Source organism: Paraglaciecola sp. 20A4 (assembly GCF_011378905.1).
Taxonomy (GTDB): domain Bacteria; phylum Pseudomonadota; class Gammaproteobacteria; order Enterobacterales; family Alteromonadaceae; genus Paraglaciecola.
In genome coordinates this window covers 15,922-38,556 of record NZ_WTPY01000009.1, presented here as the reverse complement: position 1 = coordinate 38,556, position 22,635 = coordinate 15,922, and the positions used below count along the sequence as shown (strand labels likewise).

The window sequence follows — 22,635 nt, the reverse complement described above, 5'->3', positions numbered from 1 at the left end:
GGTAACTGAGTACGTTTATCCCAAAAAATGCAGGATTCGTCACAAAGCTTACTAATTAGTCAAGTCGTTAGGCTATACTTTGTTCATCGGAGTAGTGACCCGATCGATACATATTATTAAACATGTATCGCTTCCTGGACAAAGGGTTTTGCCGTTGGCATTGTCCTTTTTCTTTACGTTTCTTTACATTTCATCTTATTCTGCCGTTACTTGTCTCACCACTGTTCAGTATCTTTATCTTAACTTGTATATTCCGATTTCATTTTTGTAGAGCGCATGGAGTGACTCTGATGTATCGATGTATAGTAATAGATGACGAAGCATTGGCGAGGGAGCGGATTGCGCAGTATATTTCTCGCTCGCCGCTTTGTGAGGTGGTAGCAGAAGCAAGCAGTTATCAGAGCGCGAAACAACTCATACTCGAACAGCAACCAGATATTTGCTTTTTGGATATTCAAATTATTGGCGGTAACGGAGTTGAACTCGCGAAGGAGCTGCAAAACTACGTGACGTGTCACTGGGTATTTACAACCGCTCACAGTGAATATGCTCTAACCGCCTTTGAATTAGAGGCAACCGACTATTTATTAAAGCCCTTTGAAGATAGTCGCCTCGCGCAAGTCATCGCAAAAATACATAAAAAGCAGCATTCTAATATGCCTATCAACCAAACTAGACGCCAATTGCCGGTTAAATCTGTTGGCAGCGTTAAATTTATTAATACGCAAGATATTATCTGGGTTAAAGGGTCAGCAAATTATGTTGAGCTGTATTGCGAAGCAAAAATGCACTTGCACCGAGAGACTCTCTCAGCACTTGAGCAAACATTAGACCCTAAACAATTTATTCGTGTACACCGTAGTGCGATCGTTAACATTGACTGCATTCACTCATTAAACAGTGAATTAGGGCGCTTCTCTTTGCTCCAACTAGACAATGGCCATGAGGTTAAAATTGGTCAATCTTATAAAGCGCAGTTGTTTTCTGCTTTGGGCGTTGATGTTGAATAGTACTGATTTATCAAGAGGGGGGGCTTCTTGAGTTTTCGAAGCGCTTTTTCCAATGTAGGAGAAACTAAACCCAATTTTTGGACATTGCACCTACTGGGCTGGTCGTTCTATGTACTGATTTTTACCATTGAGTACGCTGCGTTTAATCCTTATGCGATAAAGACATACTATCTGATTTTACTGCCCCTTTTATTCTCAGGATTAATTGGTGGGCTTCTCACTTGGCCGCTGCGGTTTATTTATAGGCATTTGTCTAAACGTGCACCACTGCATGTTTTTGTGGTAATTATTGCCATATGCATGCTTATCGCTGTCATCTGGACGCCAATTAAAAACTTACTTTTGTTGTACTTTTTTGACCATGTGACTCTGTATGATTTGTATCTAGGTAATCAACCGGAAAATTTTCAAGTCGCAGAACTTTTTTTAACCGTAACCTATTCTTTTTTTATGATCATGGTATGGAGCTGTTTGTACTTTGGGATCAACTACCACTTCAAGTTGTTAAATGAAAAGCAGCTTCATTTAGAGGCTATTCGACTGTCTCACGTGGCGCAAATTAAAATGTTGCGCTATCAAATTAATCCGCATTTTCTATTCAACACCCTAAACGCTATTTCGACTTTGGTATTACGTGGAGATAAAAGTACCGCAAATGGAATGCTAGCCCGTTTAGCGACGTTTTTGCGCTTCTCACTGGATAATGATCCTGAGCAAAAAATTCGTTTGTATGATGAATTAAAAGCCTTAATGCTGTATCTGGATATTGAAAAAACGCGCTTTGCTGAGCGGCTCAATGTAAAGTTTAACGTTGAATTAGCGGCTGAGAAGTTGTTGGTGCCCAGTTTATTGTTACAACCACTGGTGGAGAATTCTATCAAGTACGCGATTGCGCAAATGGAAGCGAATGGCGTTATAGAAATAAGTGCTAAGGTCTACAACAACTTGTTACATCTTACGGTTGCCGATAATGGACCAAATGCAGATAGTATCCCCATATCATCAGCGCAATTGCTTATAGAAAGCCAACGGGGCGGAGTCGGGTTGAAAAACGTAGTGGAACGTTTGCAGGTACTTTATGCCGAAAATCATCAATTTTCTATTTATCAAAATACCTACTCGGGGTGTGTGGTGAATATAGTTTTGCCGATGGAATTGCCCGAGTGAGTGTATTTTCCGCAGTTATTGTGGACGATGAGCCCCTCGCAAGAGAAGGGCTAGCACTGCGCCTGGCCGAGTTTAAGGCCATCAACGTACTGGGGTGTTGTAAGAATGCCAGCCAAGCGTACGATGCAATAAGTGTTAATCAACCCGATGTTATATTTCTGGATATTGAAATGCCTGGGAAGACCGGATTAGAGCTCGCCCAACAGCTTCGAGAGGAAGGTAACTCAGCGACGATAGTGTTTGTGACTGCCTTTCAAGAATTTGCGGTAAATGCCTTTGATTTTAAAGCTACTGATTATTTGCTTAAGCCATTTTCGGATGAGCGTTTAAAAGAGTGTATCGAGAAGTTAATCATTGAGAATGACACAACAGCCGTTGTGCGCCAACACGAGAAGTTAGGGGCGTTACTTAATAGCAAAACGGGTAATTCTATTGATAGTTTTATTCATAGCTTAGAAGTGTCGAACGAGCTTTCAAATAACAATGAGTTACGTGAACTGCAACACGTCATATCGCTTAAAAGTGGCTCTCAGTGGATCAGAGTTAAGCTTGATGACATTGTATGGATAGAAGCTGCCGGTGATTATATGTGTGTGCACACCACTAGCGATACTCACATTATCCGCAAAACCCTTAAACAATTTGAAGAAGAGCTCGACAATGAGCTTTTTCCTCGAGTTAGCCGCTCAGCCATTATCAATATTGCTAAATTGTCTACTCTAACACCTAATTCAAATGGTGAGTACGTTGCTCAATTGGGCGATGACATTCGAGTAAAAGTGGGGCGAAAATATAAGTTCAGCATTGACGAGTTGAGGCCGCATACGAAAGGGATTTAAAATCACTCCCTATATATTGCGTGTTCTAAGCTTCTAATATTATGTATCCACCAACTGTATAATTATCTGTTCGTTGCAAGCTAAATGACATAAAACCTGTCTCATTCAATATCTCGTACTTGAAATTACGACAATCACCTCAAAATTAACTTAATCTATGGCACATCCTGTTCGTGATTGCCTTCTAACGTTTTTAAGGACTGACCTTGACCATTAAACTTGGCGTAGTAATGGATCCTATCGGATCAATCAACATTAAAAAAGACACCAGCTTTGCCATGCTATTGGGCGCGCAAGCCCGCGGCTATGAAATATTCTATATGGAAATGGCTGATTTGTACTTGAACAATGGTAAGCCGATGGCACAGATGCGTCGCTTAACCGTTCAGGAAGATCCGAATAATTGGTTTGAGCTGCAGGGTGAAGAAAATCGCGGTTTAGGCGAACTCGATGTGATTTTAATGCGTAAAGATCCGCCTTTTGATGGTGAGTTTTTGTACGCTACGCAAATGTTTGAATTGGCTGAACAAACCGGTACGTTGGTGGTTAACAAGGCGCAAAGTTTACGTGATTTCAACGAGAAGTTATTTACCTCTTGGTTCCCTGATTTGATTCCTGATACCTTGGTGACCCGTAGTGCTAAGTTGATCCGCGAATTCCATGCGACCCATCAAGATATAATCTGTAAGCCATTAGATGGCATGGGCGGTACGTCTATCTTCCGTGTTAAACCTGACGGGAACAACTTAGGCGTGATTATCGAAACGCTTACCCAATTGGGTACCCAATACGCTATGTTTCAGCGTTACTTGCCGGAGATAAAAGACGGTGACAAACGAATTTTGATCATTGATGGTCAGGTTGTACCTTATGCGTTGGCGCGTTTGCCACAAAAAGGTGAAACCCGTGGTAACTTAGCCGCCGGTGGAACTGGCCGCGCACAGCCTTTATCAGAAAGTGATTTGAAACTAGCGACTACTATTGCTCCCTTATTAGTGGAAAGAGGTCTTATCTTTGTCGGTCTAGATGTGATTGGCGATCGTATCACTGAAATTAATGTGACTAGCCCGACTTGCGTACGCGAAATTGAAGCTGCGTATCCGATTGATATTATAGGGATGTTGTTTGACGCTATAGAGAAGCGTCTTAGCGCTAAGGATGAACATTAATATGCAGACCTATATGGTGGCTTTAGCTGTGGTGGTGCGATGAATACGTTTCAAAACTATTTGCTGATTGCCATGCCGAGCATGGATGATCCCTACTTTTCACGTTCAGTGACGTATATTTGTGAGCACAATGAAGATGGCGCTATGGGGCTGGTTATCAATCAACCTGTGGGCATGAGTTTGAAAGAGTTGATTAATCAGACTGACGAAGATGCCGTTGTTGACGAGAATAAAGCTGACAATATCGTATTAGCTGGCGGTCCGGTCAATCAAGACCGAGGCTTTATTTTGCATACCACTCAACCAGGTTGGTCTGCGAGCCTTGCTCTGACTTCTGACATTATGGTGACGACGTCAAAAGATATTTTATCTTCTTTGGGTAACAATCAGGGCCCAGATAAGTCGTTAGTTGCCTTAGGGTATGCTGGTTGGTCAGCTGGTCAACTAGAGGAAGAAATTCGTTCCAACTCTTGGTTGATGGTAGAAGCCGATACTGAATTGTTGTTTGATACGCCTATCCATAAGAAGTGGGAAGCGGCCGTGCATAAATTAGGTATCGACACATGGCAAATTGGCCCAGATGTAGGGCACGCGTAATTTTAAAAATGAGGCAATGTTCTTGCCTAATTCTCGACTATATTGAGTTTTACTATGACAAAGACCGCACAACGCACGGTGTTAGCATTTGATTTTGGCACTAAAAGTATTGGCGTTGCTGTTGGCCAAGAGGTTACAGGTACTGCGTCTCCTTTAGATGCCATAAAGGCGACTGATGGTATTCCCAACTGGGATGTGGTGGCAAAGGTGTTTGAGCAATGGCAACCTGATCTAATTGTGGTGGGCTTGCCATTGAATATGGATGGGACGTTTCAACAAGTTACATTCGCGGCAAAAAAGTTCGCCAACCGTTTACACGCCAAATATAAAGTTCCTGTGGAAACAACGGACGAAAGATTGACCACTGTTGATGCAAAAGCTCGACTATTTGAGATGGGTGGCTTTAAAAAATTAACCAAACAGAAAATCGATAGTGCTTCTGCATGCCTAATTTTTGAAAGTTGGGTAGAGCAATCTTATTCATAACACTCTTATTCATAACACTCTTATTCATAACACTTTTATTCATAACACTACGTTGAATATTGTGCTTCTTTAGCCTTAGCGGCATTTCATGATGACAAGAATAGTAGTGAGTTGATGGGGTGTGTTGGCCTTACTATCACACTCCATTTATTGGTACGTCCGTTAGCTAGTTCTATTACTTCAAATAAAAAAGTTGAAAGATAAAGCCCTTATACACTTTCTTGTTTACATCATTCCTTAAACGAGAACGCACTATGTCTATAGGCTATTTCTTATTTCGCACGCCGAATTACTTAGCCCGTAAAGGGATTTTTTTGTTTCTTTCGCTAGTGTTAATTTCGCAATTTTCCTTAGCCGTTGAATCTAAACCGGCTGCAAAACCTCAATCGAAAATGGCACCTCAGTGGAGCCTGTTTGATGCTCAAGGAAATGAAGTTAAATCGTCGGATTTTGCAGGTAAACCGTTGATTATTCATTTTTGGGCTACGTGGTGCCCGTACTGTAAAAAACTTCAGCCTGGCTTGGATAAGCTATATAAAAAGTATCAAGATCAAGGTCTACAAATGATAGCAATCAGTTTGCGTGAAGATGAGGGGGCGAAACCTCAGGATGAACTGAATGCTAGGGGGATGTCTTTTAAAACGTTGATTAATGGTGACAAAGTGGCGATCGAAAAATTCTTTGTTCAAGGGACTCCGACAACATTTTTCATTAATGCCCAAGGGCAAGTTGTGGTAGCTACTAGATTATCTGATCCTGACGATCCACGTTTAGAGCAAGTGGTTAAATCATTGATGGTTAATTGATGTCTGACTTATGCTCATTTTTTATCAGCGTTTTTAAGGGTTGTGCTTCCTTATAGGCGCAGTTTCTGCTATTTTGCCATTGCAAATAGACGTCCAGATGTCTTCTAATTCTTCATCAACTTGGATACCGCAATGAGCAAAGTTTCGCTTCAAAAAGACAAGATCAAAATTTTACTTCTCGAAGGACTACACCAGAGCAGCTTGGACACGCTGCAAGCAAATGGTTATGAAAATATTGAGTACTTAAAAACGTCGTTACCTGAAGACGAACTGATTGAGAAAATTAAGGACGTGCATTTTATCGGCCTTCGTTCTCGTACCCAGCTAACCGAGCGCGTTATTGAAGCGGCGAATAAATTAGTCGCGGTAGGGTGCTTCTGCATTGGTACGAATCAAGTTGATTTAAAGGCGACCCAAAAACGCGGTATTCCGGTGTTTAATGCACCTTTCTCAAATACCCGTTCTGTGGCTGAGTTAGTGTTAGGGCAATTAATCTTATTGTTACGTGGCGTGCCTGAGCGTAATGCTAAAGCTCATCGCGGCGAGTGGGACAAGAGCGCAACAGGTTCTTTTGAAGCCCGGGGCAAAACGTTAGGTATAGTCGGTTACGGCCATATCGGTACTCAGTTAAGCATTTTAGCTGAGCATTTGGGTATGCGCGTACAATTTTTTGATATCGAAGATAAATTGGTCTTAGGTAACTCTACTCAAGTTAAATCGTTAAAAGCGTTAATGAGCACATCTGACGTGGTTAGCTTACATGTGCCTGAGACGGTGCAAACCCAAAATATGATCGGTGCGACAGAATTATCGTGGATGAAAAAAGGCTCGATTTTAATGAACGCGGCTCGTGGTACGGTTATTGATATTCCGGCGTTAGTATCGGTATTAGAAAGTGGTCAGTTAAGTGGCGCAGCAATCGATGTATTTCCGGTTGAGCCTAAGTCAAACAATGAAGCGTTTGAGTCACCTTTGTGCAAATTCGATAATGTTATTTTAACCCCGCATGTGGGCGGTAGCACCCAAGAAGCGCAGCAAAATATAGGTATTGAAGTTGCGGGTAAACTGGTTAAGTACAGTGATAACGGGTCAACTTTGTCAGCAGTGAATTTCCCTGAGGTGTCATTGCCATCTCATGCCCAACGTTCACGTTTATTGCATATACACATGAATACGCCAGGGGTATTAACGCAAATTAACCAAGCGTTCGCTGAGAAGAACATCAACATTGCTGCCCAATATCTGCAAACAGACGACGTGATAGGTTATGTTGTTATTGATGTTGAAACCGACGATGCTGATGAAGCTCTTGAGCAACTAAATCTTATCGAAGGTACGATTAAGTCACGTATATTACTGTAACCAGTCATTTAACCTGGGATTAACTAGTCGCAGCGTTAAGGTAAATTGAAAAGCGTTATGTGATGAGCATAGCGCTTTTTTTATACTTACAAAAAATGCTTTGCATCACGCTACTGATAGCTTTGTCTGAATTCAGATGGTTTTGTTTCAAATAACTGATAAAATTTACGGCTAAAGTAACTGGCATCCTGAAAGCCAACCTCGGCAGCAATGACATTGATGGGTAGGGTGGTTTCCACCAATAAACGTCGAGCATTTTCTAGTCTTACCTGAATGATGTAATGCCTTGGGGTGAGCCCCAAATATTTTTTGAAACGGCGTTCAAGCGCGCTAATCGATAGATGAGACAGGGTCGCAAGCTCCTGCATGGAAAGGTTTTGCATATAGTGTTTCCGTATATGGCTCATCGGCGTTTTGAGGGCGTCCATACTGTTTAAGGCGAGTGACGTTTTTTCTAAATGTCGCGATGTACCATAAGAGCCTATGATTTTACCGTCGGCATCAAATAGCGGTCGCTTTGATGTGGTGAACCAACAGACTTCTCCTGATTCCAACACATTCATTTCTAATCGCTCAGTGACGGTTTCCCCATTAATCACTCGTTGATCATCGTTCAAAAATTGTTTTGCAATGTGCCGAGGGGCAAAGTCAGCATCAGTTTGTCCTAAGGCTTGCTCCAGGGTATGAATACCTACATGTTCTAAATAACACTGATTGGCATGTATTAAGCGACTGTGGGTATCTTTTATCCAAAAAAGAATGTCGGGCAATAAATCAAACATGGATAAAAGTTGACTAATATTACACCCGCGGATGAAGTTGGCGCTGTCTTCGTGACTAAAATGTGGCGGTGTCATGGTATGAGAGCTCGCTCTATGGCAGGTTTATTAAGAAAAATACAACCAGATAAGATTAAAATAATCGAGAATATAATCTACTTAACGTTAGCATTTTAGAACGCCTTAAACACTTTTATTCTTTTATGCGCCGATTTTATCCTAGTCACAACTGATTTTACCTTATACATTATTGAGCTTTAATACTGCCATCATGTTTCGTCTAGCCAAAGTTTAGCTTTACCAACGTGCGTCGAGTCAAGCTTCGACTCTAGGGATGGCCATAAGGGGCTGGTGTAGCCGTTTTTTATTGTGAAATGGAGTAACGGTTGGCAAGCCTGAGTCTATATAGACCACATGAACTCAGGCTTTATTATGGATTCTCTAACTCCTTAACTCCTTAACTCCTCAACTCATCTACTTGAGCCTGGAGTATTTGCAGTTGTTCGCTGAGGTTGGCTACTGTCAGTTCCAATTCTGTTAAGCGCGTTGTTTGTGATGGGGTAAGCGGATTATTTTGTTCAGCACCTTGTCCTCTTGTATTTGGTGAAAGGTCATCTAACTCACTTTCATTGCTGCTCAATTCATTGGTATCTTTATAAAATTGCTGAGCGTAACGAGATTCACGTTTACCAGGGACTCTTGCTAAACGTACAACTAGTTGGTCACCCTTTAAATCCATCAGTTGTTGTAAGGCACTATCGACTTCATCAACACTGCTAAAACCCGCCATGCGTTGAGCGCGAGTGCGCAATTCTCCTGGCGTTTGTGGCCCCCGCAGTAACATTACGCAAATGATCGCGAGTTGCTGTGGCGTTAGTTGTAAATCACTGAACTCAGTATTACAAAAACGGTGCTTGAAGCGAGTTGCACGACTACCACTTTGTTCAAAGATTAAATTTTTAGCGTATAGCTCATCCAGTGTAGTTTGTACTTGAAAATCAGTTAGTTCCATAACCGGTTCACGGTTACTTTTTTGATTACAGGCTGTGGTCACGCTATTAAGCGATAGGGGATATTGCTCGGGTGTGGTCACTTCTTTTTCAAGTAGTACGCCAATCACGCGGGCTTGATTCTGAGTTAAGGTAACTAACAAGGGTAACTCCTTAGAAAATAAATAAGACTTGCAGCTGTTTTTTACTGCCGAGAAAATAGCGTATATCATGCTGTAGTCTAGAAAACTGATTACCCAGTATATGAATGTGAGCAATCCTTTGTCGATACCTTTAGTTTTTCATCCTATATATAGTCAACTCGATTTACCCAACCGACATCGATTTCCCATCGAAAAATATCAGGCTATTTACGACCGACTAACGAGCTTAGGCGTGCCAACCTGTCAGTTTCACCAACCCCACGCTTTAGCGCCAGCGCAGTTAGCCAGGGTATACAGCCCAGAGTATGTCAACGCACTCACCGGAGGGGGGCTTGAAAGTAAGGCTATGCGGCGTATTGGGTTTCCTTGGTCTGAGCAATTGATCACGCGTTCTCTGACGGCGGTTGCAGGTACGGTTTTGACCTCTTCTCTTGCTCTTGAACACGGTAAAGCATTAAATCTGACCGGTGGTTATCATCATGCCTTTGCTAATTTTGGCTCTGGATTTTGTTTGTTTAATGATTTGTATTTAGCTGCGCTTAACATGTTGCAGATGCCCACAATCAATAAAGTATTGATATTCGACTGTGATGTGCACCAAGGCGATGGTACAGCGAAATTAGCGTCTAATAACCCAAAGGTATTTACGGTGTCTATTCATGGCGAGAAAAATTTCCCTCATCGCAAGCAAGTCTCCGATTTAGATTTTCCATTAACCAAAGGTACTGAAGATAGTGAATACCTACACACCGTAGAGCATGCTCTGGATTTAGCTTTTTCTACCTTTAAGCCCGATGCTGTAATCTACGATGCGGGGGTAGATATACACATAAACGACGATTTAGGCCATCTAAACATATCAACTCAAGGTGTTTATGCCCGCGACTGTATGGTGTTTGACGCGTGTAAAAAATACGGTGTGCCTGTTGCAGCGGTGATTGGGGGTGGGTATCAGCGAGATATCGACGCCCTAGTGGATGTACATTTGCAGCTATACAGAGCCGCGGGCGTTATTGCCTGAGTGCACTTAATACACAATTTCCTAGAAAACTCCTTTTTTTCTGCGCAATTTCTGCACACTAGGTTGTTAAATTTCGTTTAATACATCATTAAGAATAAACGAAATTATGCAGACTAATTTAAGCCAATACTTTATTACGTCACTCATTACGCTGGGATTAACACTGGCTTTGACTGGTTGCAACGGCAGCTCTGATAGCTCTATTGATACTGTGGATACGATTGAGAGCAGCGATTCGGCCACTGAGACAGATTCCGGCGACAGCTCAGACGAAGATGACACCGGTACGGGTATTCTACATTCCGCATATTACGAGTTTGATACGGACCATGTTGAAGTGGTGCTCAATGGCGGTACCGTTAGTATTGAAACCAACGGTCTACCTAACCACACGTCTCCCTATTGGTCTGCCGATCACGCACTGTTTGTTGAGCCGACAGTGACGTCTTACGAGCAAATGGCACCAGGTAATATTGACGAGTTTGTTGGCACCTATACGCTGACTGTCGATAACACACCAGAAAAAGCTGCTGATACATCAGCAACAGGTTTGGGTGCGATCGGTATTGCTGTCAGCGGCTCGGTAATATACAACGATGAAGAAGGTCCCGGTATTGCTCTTGATGGCGCAGTGGGAAGCTTGGACTTTAATGGCGCCCATACGGGACCGCAAAGCTATCACTATCATTTAGAGCCGATCTCATTCTCTGAAGATGATAGTAACCTGATTGGTGTTATTGCGGATGGCTTCTTTTTGTATGGCCGCAAGTGTAATTCAACAGGGACCTATCCTACGGATTTAGATGCATCAGGAGGGCATACTTCTATTACACAGCACACTCAAGACGCTGAGTATCACTACCACATCCAAAATGAAGTTTACTTGGGGGCTTACTACATTTTATTCCCGGGGGATTATCAAGGCAATGCCAGTGCTATCCGTTAGGGATTTACTGTGTATCCTGAGCTGTATTTTTAGTTCCTCAGGCCTTGCCCAGATGCAGTTAATAAATAAAGCTGTTGCTGCAAATGAAATCACCATTGCGATGAACACGGGTGTACGTATGTATCGAGGGCTGCCCTTTACTGGTGAAGCTGTGACTTATTATGCTTCAGGACAGATTGCTAAGTTAGAACAGTTTGAAGCGGGCCGTCGAGATGGTTTCCTTAGGCAGTGGTATGAAAACAAGGTGCTGGCATTTGATTCACACTATATGGCCGGGCGTCTTGAAGGTCAAACGACTAGCTGGTGGAAGAACGGCAATCTGCGCTCGGTCTCACCGTATGTTGAGGGGCGGGTTACGGGAGAATCCAAACAGTGGTACGTGACGGGGGAGCTGTTTAAAAAAATGCATTACATTGATGGTCAAGAAGTTGGTTTGCAGCAGGCTTGGCGTCAAAATGGCAAGTTATACAGCAATTATCATTATATTAATGGCCGTGTATTCGGCTTAAAACGATCAAATATGTGCGTAGGATTAGAAGATGAAAAAGTGGTTAAAGCAGATTAGTGTGATAGGTACTTTGGCTAGTATAGTATTAGCTAACACACAGGTATTCGCTGAACAGCAAGGCGTTTCAAGTTCTATTAGGGTGTCTGCATTGCCTTATTATGCAAGTGCTGATTTTACGCCTCATTGGCTTAGCCCAAATAGTGTCGAACTGGCCAATTTTCATCGAGTTTCTGATTTCAATTTTATTGATCAAGACGCCAAGCATGTCTCACAAAACGATATGCAGGGTAAAATTTATGTAGCGAGTTTTTTCTTTACATCGTGCCCCGGAATTTGTCCTCGCATGCGTTCACAACTTTCAAAAGTGCAGGCGCAATTTATTAATGACAATAAGGTCAGAATTATTTCGCATTCAATTCAACCTGAAAATGACACTGTGCAAGTCCTGCGGGAATATGCAGATAAAAATGGTGTGATATCAGGCAAGTGGCACCTAGTGACAGGTGAGCGTGACGCCATATATCGTCTTGCCCGCAATGATTACTTTGCCAATGAAGACTTAGGTGAGTACGTGAGCAAAAAGGACTTTTTGCATACTGAAAATTTAGTATTAGTCGATGTCAATCGTCATATTCGTGGCGTATATAATGGTTTAAACAATACCTCTGTTGGACACTTAATTGAGGATATAAAAACATTAAAGAGCGAACTTTAACCTAGCTCAATTTTCCTCGGCGATTTTAATCGGCTTGCTGTTTCTCAAGCGACTCGATTTCGCGCCACATCTCTTCTGCTTGGGCGGTTAACATAGCATAGCTGCGTATATCGCCTTTACGCTGAGCTAACATGGCTTCTTCAAGCTTTCGGTCATATAGTTTTTTCTTTTTTTTAACGGGTGACGATCTTAAAAAACCAAACATACTTTATCCTGTTGGTAATATTGAAGCTATTGCTCAAGTTCTAGGGGTAATACTCTTCTTATTGCTTTTAAGATCAAATAAGCCAGTATAGAGCTCATTTTATGGGCTGATTATTTATTCAATGTTATCGCGATTATTTTAATAGGGTGAGCTAAGATTTGATTCTTTATGTAAGTGTCTTCCACAACTTTAGTCTGACGATTTTGTTGTATTTTTCTGACGATATCCATCCCTGACGTTACTCTTCCAAATGCGGCAAACCCCTGACCATCAGGGTTACGTAGACCGCCAAAATCGAGAGCCGGCTGAGAGCCAACGCAAATGAAAAACTCCTGAGTAGCTGTATTTGGCGCACCTCGAGCCATGGAAAGTGTACCATCCTGATGTTTAAGTCCGGTCTGTTTTGTGGTTTCAAGGTTGATAGGGGGGATATCATCGAATGACGTACTAGCTCGCCCTTGAATAACGGAAATTTGCGGTGTTCCTTGATCGTTATCAGGGCCGACAACACGATAAAATTCTCCTCCATTAAATGCTGAGTCTTTAATATACGCGATATAATTCGCGACAGTGATTGGTGCTTTATCCGCGTATAGCTCAATAGTAATATCACCCATTGTTGTTTGGATAAGCGCCTGTTGAATACCGTTTTTGCTTGAGTCTGCTACGGCTGCATTAACGATAAATTGACTGAATAAGACGAGAACTAATACACAAACGCGATGACTGATTTTACACACGGGGAAATTCCTTTTAATAACACAATGATTGATGACGAAATTAATTTTAAGACGATAGATATTAACCTATCCCCGTGAACTTTATGCGCTATTTAAAAATAAGATTTTAGATTTGCATACTGTGGGTTGCGCTTAAGGAATGTTTTGACGAGCGTTGCTCGTGAACAAATTTATTGCCTAAAGCTAACGTTGTTGCATATTTGGTAGAGGTTTAAATTATGAATAAAATAAACCCGCAAATACAAAATACGAAAGATAATAAATGCGGGTTTTAACCATCGTTGTTAAATGAGATGACATCTTTTAAGGCATGGTTTTAAGGCATGGTCTTCATGACTTGACTGAATTTAGTCTGACCATTGACTATCCAACTCGGCGTCGCTTCACCGGAGCCGGCATAACGTAAACTTGGATGATTGCGACTAACTTCACGTAAAACTGAATGTTGCTCAGGCGTAATATCAACAAAAAAGATATGCATTCCTTGACTGAGTAGATGTTGAAATTGTTTAAATTGATAATTTGGTGTTTGTATGCCGATTAGCCCTCCTTCCCATGTGCAGAAACCGAGCATAACTACGGCACAAAAACCGAAGGGTATCCATCCAACTGCTGTGGTATGCCAGCTAAAAAAATAGGCAACTAATAAAATAAGTACTGCGCCTATTACACCTATAACAGCGCCCAGCTGTGTCGAATGAACAACGTCCTTTTTTAATACCGCTTCGATAGCATGTAGGTGATGCTTCTCTAGTTCGGTATCGTTTTCACTTAATACATGAAACTGTGGCACGGTTAAACCACAGTTGAGTAGCTCCTGCTCAACTTGTTTTAGGTCTTTAAGATCTTCTGTAATGTAGTAATGTCTAAACATACACTTCTCCCGATCGTTTATTAACCAGTTGTTAACTTTTTAAGTATAGCAGTGCCAGGTAAATACGAGCACAAAGTTAGCTGTTTACTACGTGTTGTTTTGACAACGCTAATATGTAATGGGCCTGGGCTCTGGTATGATCTAAGCATTGTAAGATTTTAGGGAAGGGTGATGAGTTTATTGGGCTCAGCGTTTGTGTTTTTGTTAGCGGCTGTAGTGGCTGTTCCTATATTTCGAAAATTAAAACTTGGCGCAATCCTTGGCTATTTAGTGGCTGGGGTTGTGATTGGTCCATCGGTTATGGATTGGGTTAATGACCCTGAAACAATATTGCATGTTGCTGAGCTTGGTGTTGTATTTTTATTGTTCATTATTGGCTTAGAGCTTGACCCTAAACAATTATGGAATATGCGTAAAAAAATCATGTTGACTGGGGGATCTCAACTGTTATTTAGCTCCCTATTTATCGGTATGATGAGCTTTTGGATATTGTCACTATCCCCTGTAACTGCCTTGATAATAGGGATATCTGTGGCACTCTCTTCCACTGCATTTGCAGTGCAATTAATGGAAGAACACAATGTATTGAAGACACCGCCAGGCAAGCAGGGCTTTTCAATATTGTTGATGCAAGATGTCGCTGTTATTCCTATTTTACTCTTGGTCGAGAGTTTATCGACTGGGGATGTTGCAACCGGACCAGCGTGGTGGGTCAGTGTGTTAGCCCTGTGCATAGTGCTGGTTGTAGGCCGTTTCTTAATTAATCCGTTTCTTAGTTTGATATCTCACTATGGCAACGCCGAAGTTATGACCGCTTCTGCGCTACTTATCGTTATTGCAACCGGTTTAGGTATGCAGGAGGCCGGATTGTCTATGGGCATGGGGGCGTTTGTTGCCGGTATTCTGCTTGCTAATTCGAGCTTTAAACATCAGTTAGAAATGGAAGTTGGACCCTTCAAAGGGTTATTTTTAGGTTTATTTTTTATCGCGATTGGAATGAATTTAAATTTGGATCTGTTAGTTTCCGAACCCCTGTTTATTCTTGGAGCAAGTCTGGTACTTGTTTTGGTTAAGGGTTTAGTTATCTACACTATACTTCGCGTGGCAAAACAGAATGTTACTGACTCTGTTCGCATTGGCTTAATGTTGTCTCAAGGTGGTGAATTTGCTTTTGTTGTTATGTCTCAGGCGGTTGGAGCGGGGGTAATAGAGACTCTTATTTCACAGCAAGTTACCCTTATCGTCGGAATTTCTATGGCATTGACGTCACCGCTGGTAATTCTGCATAGTATTTGGTTTAACAGTAGAAATTGCCCCGCCGTTTATGATTCAGAGCCTAACGAAAAAGAGCCTCAAGTATTGATTGCTGGGCTGGGTCGTTTTGGACAGGTGTCAGCCCGCATCTTAACAGCAAACAAAATCCCATTTATTGCTTTGGATAAAGATCCCGATCAAATTGAATTTCTAAAGAAGTTTGGTAGTAAAGTATTTTATGGTGATGCAAGTCGTTTAGATTTATTGCGCACGGCAGGTATAAGCAAAGTAAAGATAATACTCATTGCTATTGATAACGACCAAGAAGCATTGAAAATTGCATACTTGGTACGTGAGCATTTCCCAGATATTAAAATTATTGCTCGGGCACGCAACCGAACAAGTGTTATGAATTATGCGAGGATTGGGGTGAACACTTATGTACGTGAGGTATTTCCCGCTGGTCTCGATGCCGCTGAATTACTTTTGAAGGCCTATGGATTCGATCCTGAGAAGGCTGAAAGAACTGTCGACGTTTTTGCGAAACATGACAGTAAATTGGTGGAAATCAGTGCGATTAAAAACTTAAATTTACAGCAAATGATCGATATAAACGAACTGGGTAAATCAGAGTTGCAATCCCTTTTTGAGCGTGACGAAAAAGGGATTGAACGTTAATTAGAATTGGTATGCAAAACTTACCGTTAAGCGAGAATCTGTTAAATCACGGGCATCGCTTTCGGTATCACGCCTAACATAACGCGCAGATACATCCATACTGAGCTGACGACTCAAGTCTCGATTGAAGCTTGCAGTAAGATTTAACACGTCATTTACGCGGTCTGAATCACTGTAATCATTTGTTGAATAACTTGATGATAAACCTACTGTATTACGTCGCCCCAATTGATAAGAGAGTGATAGGGATGCTGAGTTGGTTCTTTGCTCACGATTAGATTCTAAATATTCTATTGTATTATAGCCCAAGCTAAATGCTGCTTTGAGTTTGTTTTTATCGTAACCGAAGTTAATGCGTCCTGATTTACGAAATAGCGTTTCGTCTGTGATATCAGTAGTGAAGCTATTTAAGCTTCTAAACTCTTCCCCTGCTAGTAGGATATAACCAGAAGAGGAGGGCTGGAAACAATCTGCGAATTCGGTAGAGCCAATTGGACAAACAAATAGGCTACTCTGGCCTTCAGTAACGCTTAAACGTGAATAGGAGGTTACATCTTCGTTGTATGTTGCAGAAGTGCTAAAGGATTTTAATTTATAATCTAAGTTAAAAGAGTACGCATCACCGTAAAACCGTTTTCCATAGGAAAACTGCATTGCTGTACGACTAGAGAACGCCCACTGGGTCTCTATTCCAATATAGCGAGTTGATGTGTCGCCTTGTTCTAATTCGTTGTAAGTAATCTCTATGCTATTTTCATCATGAGGTTGCCATACAAAACCAGCGCCGTAACTAGTGGTATCCAAATTTTGCCGTTGTGCACTGAAACCACTTTCATCTAATCCATATTCACTGTCTGAGCCCACTAGCACGAATGAAATATCTTTTGCGATATCAATGCCAATACGAGCGTTTGAAAGGGTGGACGTAAAGTCTTGAGCGGTATCCCGTTTAGTATCGTAATACTGTGTTCCTAAAAGGAAAGTGAAGCCTTTGAAATCTCTACCTTGGTACAATTGAGCATTGATAAACGTATTTTCGCCATCAATACCGTTTGTGCTGGCGAGCGTCTCATCTGAACTGGTCTTTGAAAATCCACTTTGTAACGATAGACCAATAGTTTTTGGATTGGGTATCATAAAATTTAATTGAATAGCATCATTAGCAACTTTGGTTAATTCGCCGCTAGACAATATTTTATCTGCAATTAGTCCCTCGGTAGAATCTACCGAGCGATAACTGCGATCACCGTTAACTGATAAGGTGAGTACTTTCTCAATAATTTGTAGTGAAGAGTTATAACTTAGTTCAGTGAAGCTTTTATCTGAATCGGGTAAATCACTGTTTTGCTCAACCGTGGTATTGTTTAATACAAGAGCTGCTGATGATCTGCGTCCACTATAAATCGTTACCAGTTTCGGTTTAATTGCAATAGCTTGCGTATTTTCTCCTGAGGTCTGCCCTATATCTGTCTTATAATAGTATCCAGAAGTTGTAATTGACGGAGCAATTTGCAAGTCACCAGCACGTGCAGTACTAGAACTTCCACAAGCGATTGCTACTGCGATTAATAACGTATTTCGTGCTGTTGGTGCCGTATTAAATGCCACTAATTAGCTCCCGCGTAGTAATAACCGTAACCTGTTCCTTTGCGATCTACTTTTTGCCCTTTGTTAACCACGAATCCTATGGCCATATCTGGATTCAAATGGCCTACTGCTTCTTGGATATCAGATATTTTAGTTGCTGCCTCTTCAGCAACAACAATGGCTTGCCCTGCCAAGTTGGCTAAAATCGCCGTTTCGTTAATACCAAGCAATGGTGGAGTATCAACAATTACAAGTCGGTCCGGATAACGATTAGCAAATTCTTGAACAGCATCGTACATTCTTTCACTGGCAAGTAGTTCGGTGGATAAATGGTGAGATTTGCCCGCAGGTATTATGCGTAAATTGGGCACATTGGTTTGGCACATTACCTCAGCTATGTCCGCTTTTTCGCCTAATAAATATTCCATTAAACCTTGCTGGTTTTGCAATTCCAAGGTGCGCATAACATTTGGCCTGAGTACATCTGCATCAACCAAAAGAACCGTTTTATCCTGCTCTAAAGCAATACTTAATGCCAAGTTAACGGCAGTAAACGTTTTGCCTTCGCCTGGGCGTGAACTCGTCACCATAATAATATTGCTATTGTTAAGTGATTTTGACAAAGGGCCGAAAGCGTTGTCGATAATTTTGCGCTTTATGGCGCGATATTCTTCGTTAATCAATCTGCGTTTATTGCTAGTTGAAACAAAGCCTTTCTCCTCCATTCTCGCTAAATCTATTTCGATACTCGACGGGACTTGCAGAGATTTTTGTGCGCTGGAAGACTCTGAGGCTATGTTCTTTTTTTGCTGAGCATCGAGCTGTTTGTCGGTAGCTTTTTGAGTACCAATATCTTGCTCAGCTTGTGATTGTTTGTTTTTCTCTTGTTTAGAGAGTGCACGTTCAATCGTATTCATGCCAATATCCTCGATAACAAATCAATTTGCAGGATTTCAGTGGCTGCCAATACCCCATACATTAGTAAAATTAGACCCGACGACAAAGCGAACACAAGGATACGCGTCCTATTTGTCTTACGGATCTCTTTTACATTAAGATGAGAAACCACCCCTAACACTGGGTAAGAGGTTAAAGCCGTTAGTTGACGCCCTCGAATGAGTATAGGATTAAGTTGACTGATTAAAAATGCGACTACTAAACCGGCTGTGAATCCCAGAAATACCACTGCGGTGTATCCAATCAATCTATTTGGCCCAGTTGGTGCCAAGGGGGCTAGAGGGGGATCGATAACTCTGAACTGCACATCTTCAGACGATACATCTGCTTTTTGCGCTAAATCCGCAGACTCTCTGCGAGATAACAGCTCTTCGTATTTACGTTTAGTAATTCCATAATCACGATTCAGGGCCATAAATTCAGCTTCAACTTGCGGTACTAAATCAATTTTTTGTTTTAAGTCTTCAATTTTGGTTTTGTAGTTATCTTTTCTAACATCCAGAGATGCGATTAAGCTTTGCAGACGAGATATCTCTATACGAATTTCCGTAGATAATGCACCTAATGAGCTACTTGGATCATCACTGGAGACATTCGACAAATAGTCATCAATTTCTTCCTGTCGTGATTTCTGTAAAGATTCAAGCAAATTATTGGCTTCAATCACATCAGGATGTAAGTCGGTATATTTAAGGGATAATTCATCGAGTCTTTCTTCGATACTTTTAATGCGAGCATCATAACGAGTTGTCAGAATTGAATCGGAGTTTGATGGTTTAACGGCAAAGCTATCGATTTGAGAATTCTGGCCACGTAATTCCCCAGATAGCGCTTTAATCTGTTGCTCAGTTTCTTTAATTGTTAATTCAGTTTGCTCTAATAAGATCTTCAATTCCGTATAGTTTTCATGAAAACTGCCTTTATTTGGCAATAAAGACGCATACTTTCTTTGAAAGTCTGCAACCCTTTGCTCAGAAGACGTGAGGCGATTTTCATAATCTATAATTTGCTCTTCGATAAAGCGACTTGCGGAGTCTGAGTCTTTTCTTGAGCTGCCTAGGGCGCCTTCAACGAATAAATCTAATGTCTCCTGAACAACCGTTCTAGCCATTTGCGGATCACTATTCGAATAAGAAATCGTATAAAGATTATCTCGTCCAGCTGAGCGCAATCTAATGTTATCCGTTAGCTGTGAGATCATATTCTCGTAGTCTTCCGGCGTGAGAGCAGTCACGTCTAAGTCTGACTCTCTAGCAATGATTTCGAGATTGGGTCGACTCAATAATGTCTTCACCATCATTGAGATTTCTTGTTGTGGGTTAGTCTGTATGGCTAAACCTTGCAACAAAGGCTGTAAAACAGAACGAGTATCCACGTAAACTCGTGCTTGAGACTGGTAAGTATCTGGCATTGATGCTACGTAGGCAAAACCAAGCGGGCAAATTAGCCAAGTGCAAATCATAACGTAGCGCTTTTTTACCCAAACACCTCTTAGGTAATCAAGCAAAAGCTCAATCGTTTTGTGTAAATCTTGCATTTAAATGTCCGTATATATATCGACTAAAACCAAGCTTCAGGAATAATAATAATGTCGCCAGGTAAAATATCGATATTTTGTGCTATGTCTCCGTCACGAATAAGGGAGTCAATTTTGATGGCAAATGTTTTTTGCTGACCATCAATTGTGCGCACCAGTTTAGCACTATCACCCGCTGCAAAACTTGTTAATCCACCCACAGAGATCATTAAATCTAATAATGTCATATGTTGGGTATAATTTATTGTGCTTGGATTAGTCGCCTCTCCAATAACCCTGACTCGCTCGCTTAAGGGGCCTGCAAAGCCTGTTACACTTACCGTCACGCGTGGGCTGTTAATGAACTTGCCTAAAGACTCCTCGAGCTCGCGAGCTAAAACTGACGGCGTTTTCCCCGTCACTTCGATGTCTTCTACGAGAGATGTCGTGACTTTTCCGTCGGGACGGACAATAAATGTCCCTGATATATCAGGGTTACGCCAAACAAATATAGACAAAGTATCGCCTGGGCCAATTAAGTACTGGTAGTTGTCAACTGAAGTGGTTAAAGACGGGTACGTTGATGCATTAGGGAGGCTGGTGTTATTGCTTGAGCATCCCGCTGTGGTTAATATTGATAGAAATAGTAAATTGAAGAATGCTATTTTGTTAGTCTTCATGTAAATTGTAGCTCCGTGTGTTGAACTCATCGAACGCCAATGTAACAAGGTTTAGACATATTTCAAAACATAAAATAATGAACAATAATAAAAAGTTAGTTCGTCTCAGCTGCATATACAAATTTGAGAAATAGTAAATGACTAAGTCGTTGCAAATAGGGGAAAAAGATTAATGAGTTTTGTTAATCGAAAGGAAGTCCGGCGCTCAAACATATTGATGATATTAGAAGCATCAGTCGTAGCGTATATTTTATATCTAACCTTGGGCATCGTCAGTGATATTACCTCATCTGCTACGCCTAGTGCGGGTGATATATCACTTTATATCGGGTTATTCACATTTTTAGTCATTGTATCTGCTTTGTCTGTCGGGCTATATGAGTCTAAATTACGTGAAACATTTCGAGGTATTATCAGGCGTATTTTTGTCAGTGTCGCGTTGGGATACTTCGTTATGGAGATACTGGGAAACACCGTATTAACCTATATCGATTTGCATCAATATTTTTTGCCTATCGCAGCTGGACTATGCATTGTAGCCTTGGTTATTTTTCGCTACTTCATTAATCGTTTAGGTCTTCTTGGTCTTGGGCAAACTAAAATAGTCGTTATTGGGGCTGGTGAACGTGCATCTATTATAGAGAAACGCATGCGCCGTGAAGTGGACCGTTTTGGCTTCGAATTGGTCGGTTTTATTCCCATCCCTGGTGATAACCGCGAAGAGGGAATACAAAATGAGAAATTGGTTCATGTGAAAGTTGATGAAAACTTCCGTAATTTTATCGCAGATAACGATATCGATGAAGTCGTTATTGCCTGCGATCAAAGGCGTGGAACCTTACCCGTAGAAATATTATTTGACTGTCGTCTGCGAGGCGTAGAAGTGACAGATTTGCTTGATTTTATGGAGCGAGAGACAGGTCAGATAGTGGTTAACCTTATGTATCCTAGCTGGGTAATTTATTCTAACGGTTTTAATTCGCAAAACTATCTTCGTGACGCGATAGATTATGGTATGAACAGCGTTCTGGCTTTTTTGGTATTGATGCTGGCGTGGCCATTTATGTTGCTTACCGCAATTATAATTTATTTTGAAGATAACAGTGGTCAAAAGGCTTCGGTATTTTATAAGCAGGAGCGTGTTGGTCTAAACGGTAAATTATTTAATATTATTAAATTTCGAAGCATGCGACCTGATGCAGAAAAAGATGGCGCTAAGTGGGCGACAACTAATGACAACCGCGTGACCAGAGTCGGTCAGTTTATCCGTAAGTATCGTATTGATGAACTGCCTCAGATTCTCAATGTCTTTCGTGGGGAAATGTCTTTTATTGGACCTCGACCAGAACGCCCGCAATTTGTTGAGCAACTTATTCGTGAAATCCCTTATTACAACCAAAGACATAACGTGAAGCCTGGTTTAGCTGGTTGGGCACAACTTAATTATCCTTATGGCGCAAGTGTTGAAGACTCTATGGAGAAATTGAAGTTTGATTTATATTACGTTAAACATCAGAGCTTGATGTTAGATATTCTTATTCTGATTCGTACGGTTGAAGTCGTGTTATTTGGTAAGGGGAGATAGG

23 protein-coding genes are annotated in these 22,635 nt (G+C 41.4%); 14 read left to right on the top strand and 9 right to left on the bottom strand.

The features are described from left to right. Positions 1 to 290: 290 nt before the first annotated feature. The 8 genes from GQS54_RS11080 to serA all read left to right on the top strand — a co-directional run bounded on the left by GQS54_RS11080 (position 291) and on the right by serA (position 7,436). Positions 291 to 1,010, top strand: a complete 720-nt coding sequence (locus tag GQS54_RS11080; protein ID WP_166424053.1) for a LytTR family DNA-binding domain-containing protein — start codon at positions 291 to 293, stop codon at positions 1,008 to 1,010. A 27-nt stretch (positions 1,011 to 1,037) separates the two neighbouring features. Continuing rightward, the gene (locus GQS54_RS11075) at positions 1,038 to 2,177 is read left to right on the top strand and encodes a histidine kinase (protein ID WP_166424052.1); all 1,140 of its coding nucleotides are present in this window, start codon (positions 1,038 to 1,040) and stop codon (positions 2,175 to 2,177) included. Beyond that, complete coding sequence (locus tag GQS54_RS23520) at positions 2,174 to 3,016, top strand: LytTR family DNA-binding domain-containing protein (protein ID WP_166424051.1); 843 nt, start codon at positions 2,174 to 2,176, stop codon at positions 3,014 to 3,016. Before GQS54_RS11075 ends, GQS54_RS23520 begins: the two co-directional genes overlap by 4 nt. A gap of 206 nt (positions 3,017 to 3,222) precedes the next feature. Then, on the top strand, positions 3,223 to 4,185 hold the full coding sequence (gshB, locus tag GQS54_RS11065; RefSeq protein WP_166424050.1) for a glutathione synthase: 963 nt from the start codon (positions 3,223 to 3,225) through the stop codon (positions 4,183 to 4,185). Positions 4,186 to 4,224: 39 nt separating this feature from the next. Further along, on the top strand, positions 4,225 to 4,782 hold the full coding sequence (locus GQS54_RS11060) for a YqgE/AlgH family protein (RefSeq protein ID WP_166424049.1): 558 nt from the start codon (positions 4,225 to 4,227) through the stop codon (positions 4,780 to 4,782). Positions 4,783 to 4,836: 54 nt separating this feature from the next. After that, positions 4,837 to 5,268: a Holliday junction resolvase RuvX gene (ruvX, locus tag GQS54_RS11055; protein WP_166424048.1), complete on the top strand. Its 432-nt coding sequence runs from the start codon at positions 4,837 to 4,839 to the stop codon at positions 5,266 to 5,268. Between the two features lie 254 nt (positions 5,269 to 5,522). Then, positions 5,523 to 6,074, top strand: coding sequence for a TlpA disulfide reductase family protein (locus GQS54_RS11050; RefSeq protein WP_240919906.1), 552 nt, complete (start codon positions 5,523 to 5,525; stop codon positions 6,072 to 6,074). Positions 6,075 to 6,206: 132 nt separating this feature from the next. Next, on the top strand, positions 6,207 to 7,436 hold the full coding sequence (serA, locus tag GQS54_RS11045; protein WP_166424047.1) for a phosphoglycerate dehydrogenase: 1,230 nt from the start codon (positions 6,207 to 6,209) through the stop codon (positions 7,434 to 7,436). Positions 7,437 to 7,546: 110 nt separating this feature from the next. Here serA and GQS54_RS11040 read toward each other — a convergent pair whose 3' ends face one another. Together GQS54_RS11040 and GQS54_RS11035 are read right to left on the bottom strand one after the other, a co-directional pair. Then, positions 7,547 to 8,293: a helix-turn-helix domain-containing protein gene (locus tag GQS54_RS11040; RefSeq protein ID WP_166424046.1), complete on the bottom strand. Its 747-nt coding sequence runs from the start codon at positions 8,291 to 8,293 to the stop codon at positions 7,547 to 7,549. Between the two features lie 379 nt (positions 8,294 to 8,672). Then, positions 8,673 to 9,368: a YceH family protein gene (locus GQS54_RS11035; RefSeq protein ID WP_166424045.1), complete on the bottom strand. Its 696-nt coding sequence runs from the start codon at positions 9,366 to 9,368 to the stop codon at positions 8,673 to 8,675. A gap of 100 nt (positions 9,369 to 9,468) precedes the next feature. On the opposite strand from GQS54_RS11035, the gene GQS54_RS11030 reads away from it, so the two are divergent. The 4 genes from GQS54_RS11030 (at position 9,469) to GQS54_RS11015 (ending at position 12,558) form a co-directional block, all read left to right on the top strand. Next, positions 9,469 to 10,389, top strand: coding sequence for a histone deacetylase (locus tag GQS54_RS11030; RefSeq protein WP_166424044.1), 921 nt, complete (start codon positions 9,469 to 9,471; stop codon positions 10,387 to 10,389). Positions 10,390 to 10,495: 106 nt separating this feature from the next. Then, the gene (locus GQS54_RS11025) at positions 10,496 to 11,335 is read left to right on the top strand and encodes a YHYH protein (RefSeq protein WP_166424043.1); all 840 of its coding nucleotides are present in this window, start codon (positions 10,496 to 10,498) and stop codon (positions 11,333 to 11,335) included. 52 nt (positions 11,336 to 11,387) lie between these two features. After that, positions 11,388 to 11,900 (top strand): toxin-antitoxin system YwqK family antitoxin, encoded by a 513-nt coding sequence (locus GQS54_RS11020; protein ID WP_166424042.1) that lies wholly within the window; start codon positions 11,388 to 11,390, stop codon positions 11,898 to 11,900. Next, positions 11,875 to 12,558 carry an SCO family protein gene (locus GQS54_RS11015; RefSeq protein WP_166424041.1) on the top strand — a complete coding sequence of 228 codons (684 nt, stop codon included), beginning with the start codon at positions 11,875 to 11,877 and terminating at the stop codon, positions 12,556 to 12,558. The genes GQS54_RS11020 and GQS54_RS11015 overlap by 26 nt, the downstream gene beginning before the upstream one ends. 25 nt (positions 12,559 to 12,583) lie before the next feature. Here GQS54_RS11015 and GQS54_RS11010 read toward each other — a convergent pair whose 3' ends face one another. From GQS54_RS11010 to GQS54_RS11000, 3 genes are all read right to left on the bottom strand, one after another. Then, positions 12,584 to 12,763 (bottom strand): DUF6435 family protein, encoded by a 180-nt coding sequence (locus GQS54_RS11010; RefSeq protein ID WP_166424040.1) that lies wholly within the window; start codon positions 12,761 to 12,763, stop codon positions 12,584 to 12,586. Between the two features lie 110 nt (positions 12,764 to 12,873). After that, on the bottom strand, positions 12,874 to 13,503 hold the full coding sequence (locus GQS54_RS11005) for a peptidylprolyl isomerase (RefSeq protein ID WP_346766569.1): 630 nt from the start codon (positions 13,501 to 13,503) through the stop codon (positions 12,874 to 12,876). A gap of 316 nt (positions 13,504 to 13,819) precedes the next feature. Then, positions 13,820 to 14,377: an NAD/FAD-utilizing enzyme gene (locus GQS54_RS11000; protein WP_166424039.1), complete on the bottom strand. Its 558-nt coding sequence runs from the start codon at positions 14,375 to 14,377 to the stop codon at positions 13,820 to 13,822. A gap of 171 nt (positions 14,378 to 14,548) precedes the next feature. Between GQS54_RS11000 and GQS54_RS10995 the strand changes: the two genes are divergently transcribed. Beyond that, the gene (locus GQS54_RS10995; RefSeq protein ID WP_166424038.1) at positions 14,549 to 16,309 is read left to right on the top strand and encodes a monovalent cation:proton antiporter-2 (CPA2) family protein; all 1,761 of its coding nucleotides are present in this window, start codon (positions 14,549 to 14,551) and stop codon (positions 16,307 to 16,309) included. On the opposite strand, the gene GQS54_RS10990 is transcribed toward GQS54_RS10995, so the two are convergent. From GQS54_RS10990 to GQS54_RS10975, 4 genes are read right to left on the bottom strand one after another with little or no spacing between them, the layout of a single operon-like run. After that, on the bottom strand, positions 16,310 to 17,917 hold the full coding sequence (locus GQS54_RS10990) for a hypothetical protein (RefSeq protein WP_166424037.1): 1,608 nt from the start codon (positions 17,915 to 17,917) through the stop codon (positions 16,310 to 16,312). Then, positions 17,917 to 18,813, bottom strand: a complete 897-nt coding sequence (locus tag GQS54_RS10985; protein WP_166424036.1) for an XrtA-associated tyrosine autokinase — start codon at positions 18,811 to 18,813, stop codon at positions 17,917 to 17,919. The genes GQS54_RS10990 and GQS54_RS10985 overlap by 1 nt, the downstream gene beginning before the upstream one ends. After that, complete coding sequence (locus GQS54_RS10980) at positions 18,810 to 20,390, bottom strand: XrtA system polysaccharide chain length determinant (RefSeq protein ID WP_166424035.1); 1,581 nt, start codon at positions 20,388 to 20,390, stop codon at positions 18,810 to 18,812. The genes GQS54_RS10985 and GQS54_RS10980 overlap by 4 nt, the downstream gene beginning before the upstream one ends. A gap of 23 nt (positions 20,391 to 20,413) precedes the next feature. Then, the gene (locus GQS54_RS10975) at positions 20,414 to 21,049 is read right to left on the bottom strand and encodes an XrtA/PEP-CTERM system exopolysaccharide export protein (RefSeq protein ID WP_166424034.1); all 636 of its coding nucleotides are present in this window, start codon (positions 21,047 to 21,049) and stop codon (positions 20,414 to 20,416) included. Between the two features lie 172 nt (positions 21,050 to 21,221). On the opposite strand from GQS54_RS10975, the gene GQS54_RS10970 reads away from it, so the two are divergent. Continuing rightward, positions 21,222 to 22,634: a TIGR03013 family XrtA/PEP-CTERM system glycosyltransferase gene (locus tag GQS54_RS10970; protein WP_166424033.1), complete on the top strand. Its 1,413-nt coding sequence runs from the start codon at positions 21,222 to 21,224 to the stop codon at positions 22,632 to 22,634. Position 22,635 lies beyond the last annotated feature (1 nt).

Bases quoted from the DNA above. Each gene is read 5' to 3' on its own strand.
- GQS54_RS11080 (WP_166424053.1), top strand. From the start codon at position 291: ATGTATCGATGTATAGTAATAGATGACGAAGCATTGGCGAGGGAGCGG.
- GQS54_RS11060 (WP_166424049.1), top strand. From the start codon at position 4,225: ATGAATACGTTTCAAAACTATTTGCTGATTGCCATGCCGAGCATGGAT.
- ruvX (WP_166424048.1), top strand. From the start codon at position 4,837: ATGACAAAGACCGCACAACGCACGGTGTTAGCATTTGATTTTGGCACT.
- GQS54_RS11050 (WP_240919906.1), top strand. From the start codon at position 5,523: ATGTCTATAGGCTATTTCTTATTTCGCACGCCGAATTACTTAGCCCGT.
- serA (WP_166424047.1), top strand. From the start codon at position 6,207: ATGAGCAAAGTTTCGCTTCAAAAAGACAAGATCAAAATTTTACTTCTC.
- GQS54_RS11040 (WP_166424046.1), bottom strand. From the start codon at position 8,293: ATGACACCGCCACATTTTAGTCACGAAGACAGCGCCAACTTCATCCGC.
- GQS54_RS11030 (WP_166424044.1), top strand. From the start codon at position 9,469: ATGAATGTGAGCAATCCTTTGTCGATACCTTTAGTTTTTCATCCTATA.
- GQS54_RS11025 (WP_166424043.1), top strand. From the start codon at position 10,496: ATGCAGACTAATTTAAGCCAATACTTTATTACGTCACTCATTACGCTG.
- GQS54_RS11020 (WP_166424042.1), top strand. From the start codon at position 11,388: ATGCAGTTAATAAATAAAGCTGTTGCTGCAAATGAAATCACCATTGCG.
- GQS54_RS11015 (WP_166424041.1), top strand. From the start codon at position 11,875: ATGAAAAAGTGGTTAAAGCAGATTAGTGTGATAGGTACTTTGGCTAGT.
- GQS54_RS11010 (WP_166424040.1), bottom strand. From the start codon at position 12,763: ATGTTTGGTTTTTTAAGATCGTCACCCGTTAAAAAAAAGAAAAAACTA.
- GQS54_RS11000 (WP_166424039.1), bottom strand. From the start codon at position 14,377: ATGTTTAGACATTACTACATTACAGAAGATCTTAAAGACCTAAAACAA.
- GQS54_RS10995 (WP_166424038.1), top strand. From the start codon at position 14,549: ATGAGTTTATTGGGCTCAGCGTTTGTGTTTTTGTTAGCGGCTGTAGTG.
- GQS54_RS10985 (WP_166424036.1), bottom strand. From the start codon at position 18,813: ATGAATACGATTGAACGTGCACTCTCTAAACAAGAGAAAAACAAACAA.
- GQS54_RS10980 (WP_166424035.1), bottom strand. From the start codon at position 20,390: ATGCAAGATTTACACAAAACGATTGAGCTTTTGCTTGATTACCTAAGA.
- GQS54_RS10975 (WP_166424034.1), bottom strand. From the start codon at position 21,049: ATGAAGACTAACAAAATAGCATTCTTCAATTTACTATTTCTATCAATA.
- GQS54_RS10970 (WP_166424033.1), top strand. From the start codon at position 21,222: ATGAGTTTTGTTAATCGAAAGGAAGTCCGGCGCTCAAACATATTGATG.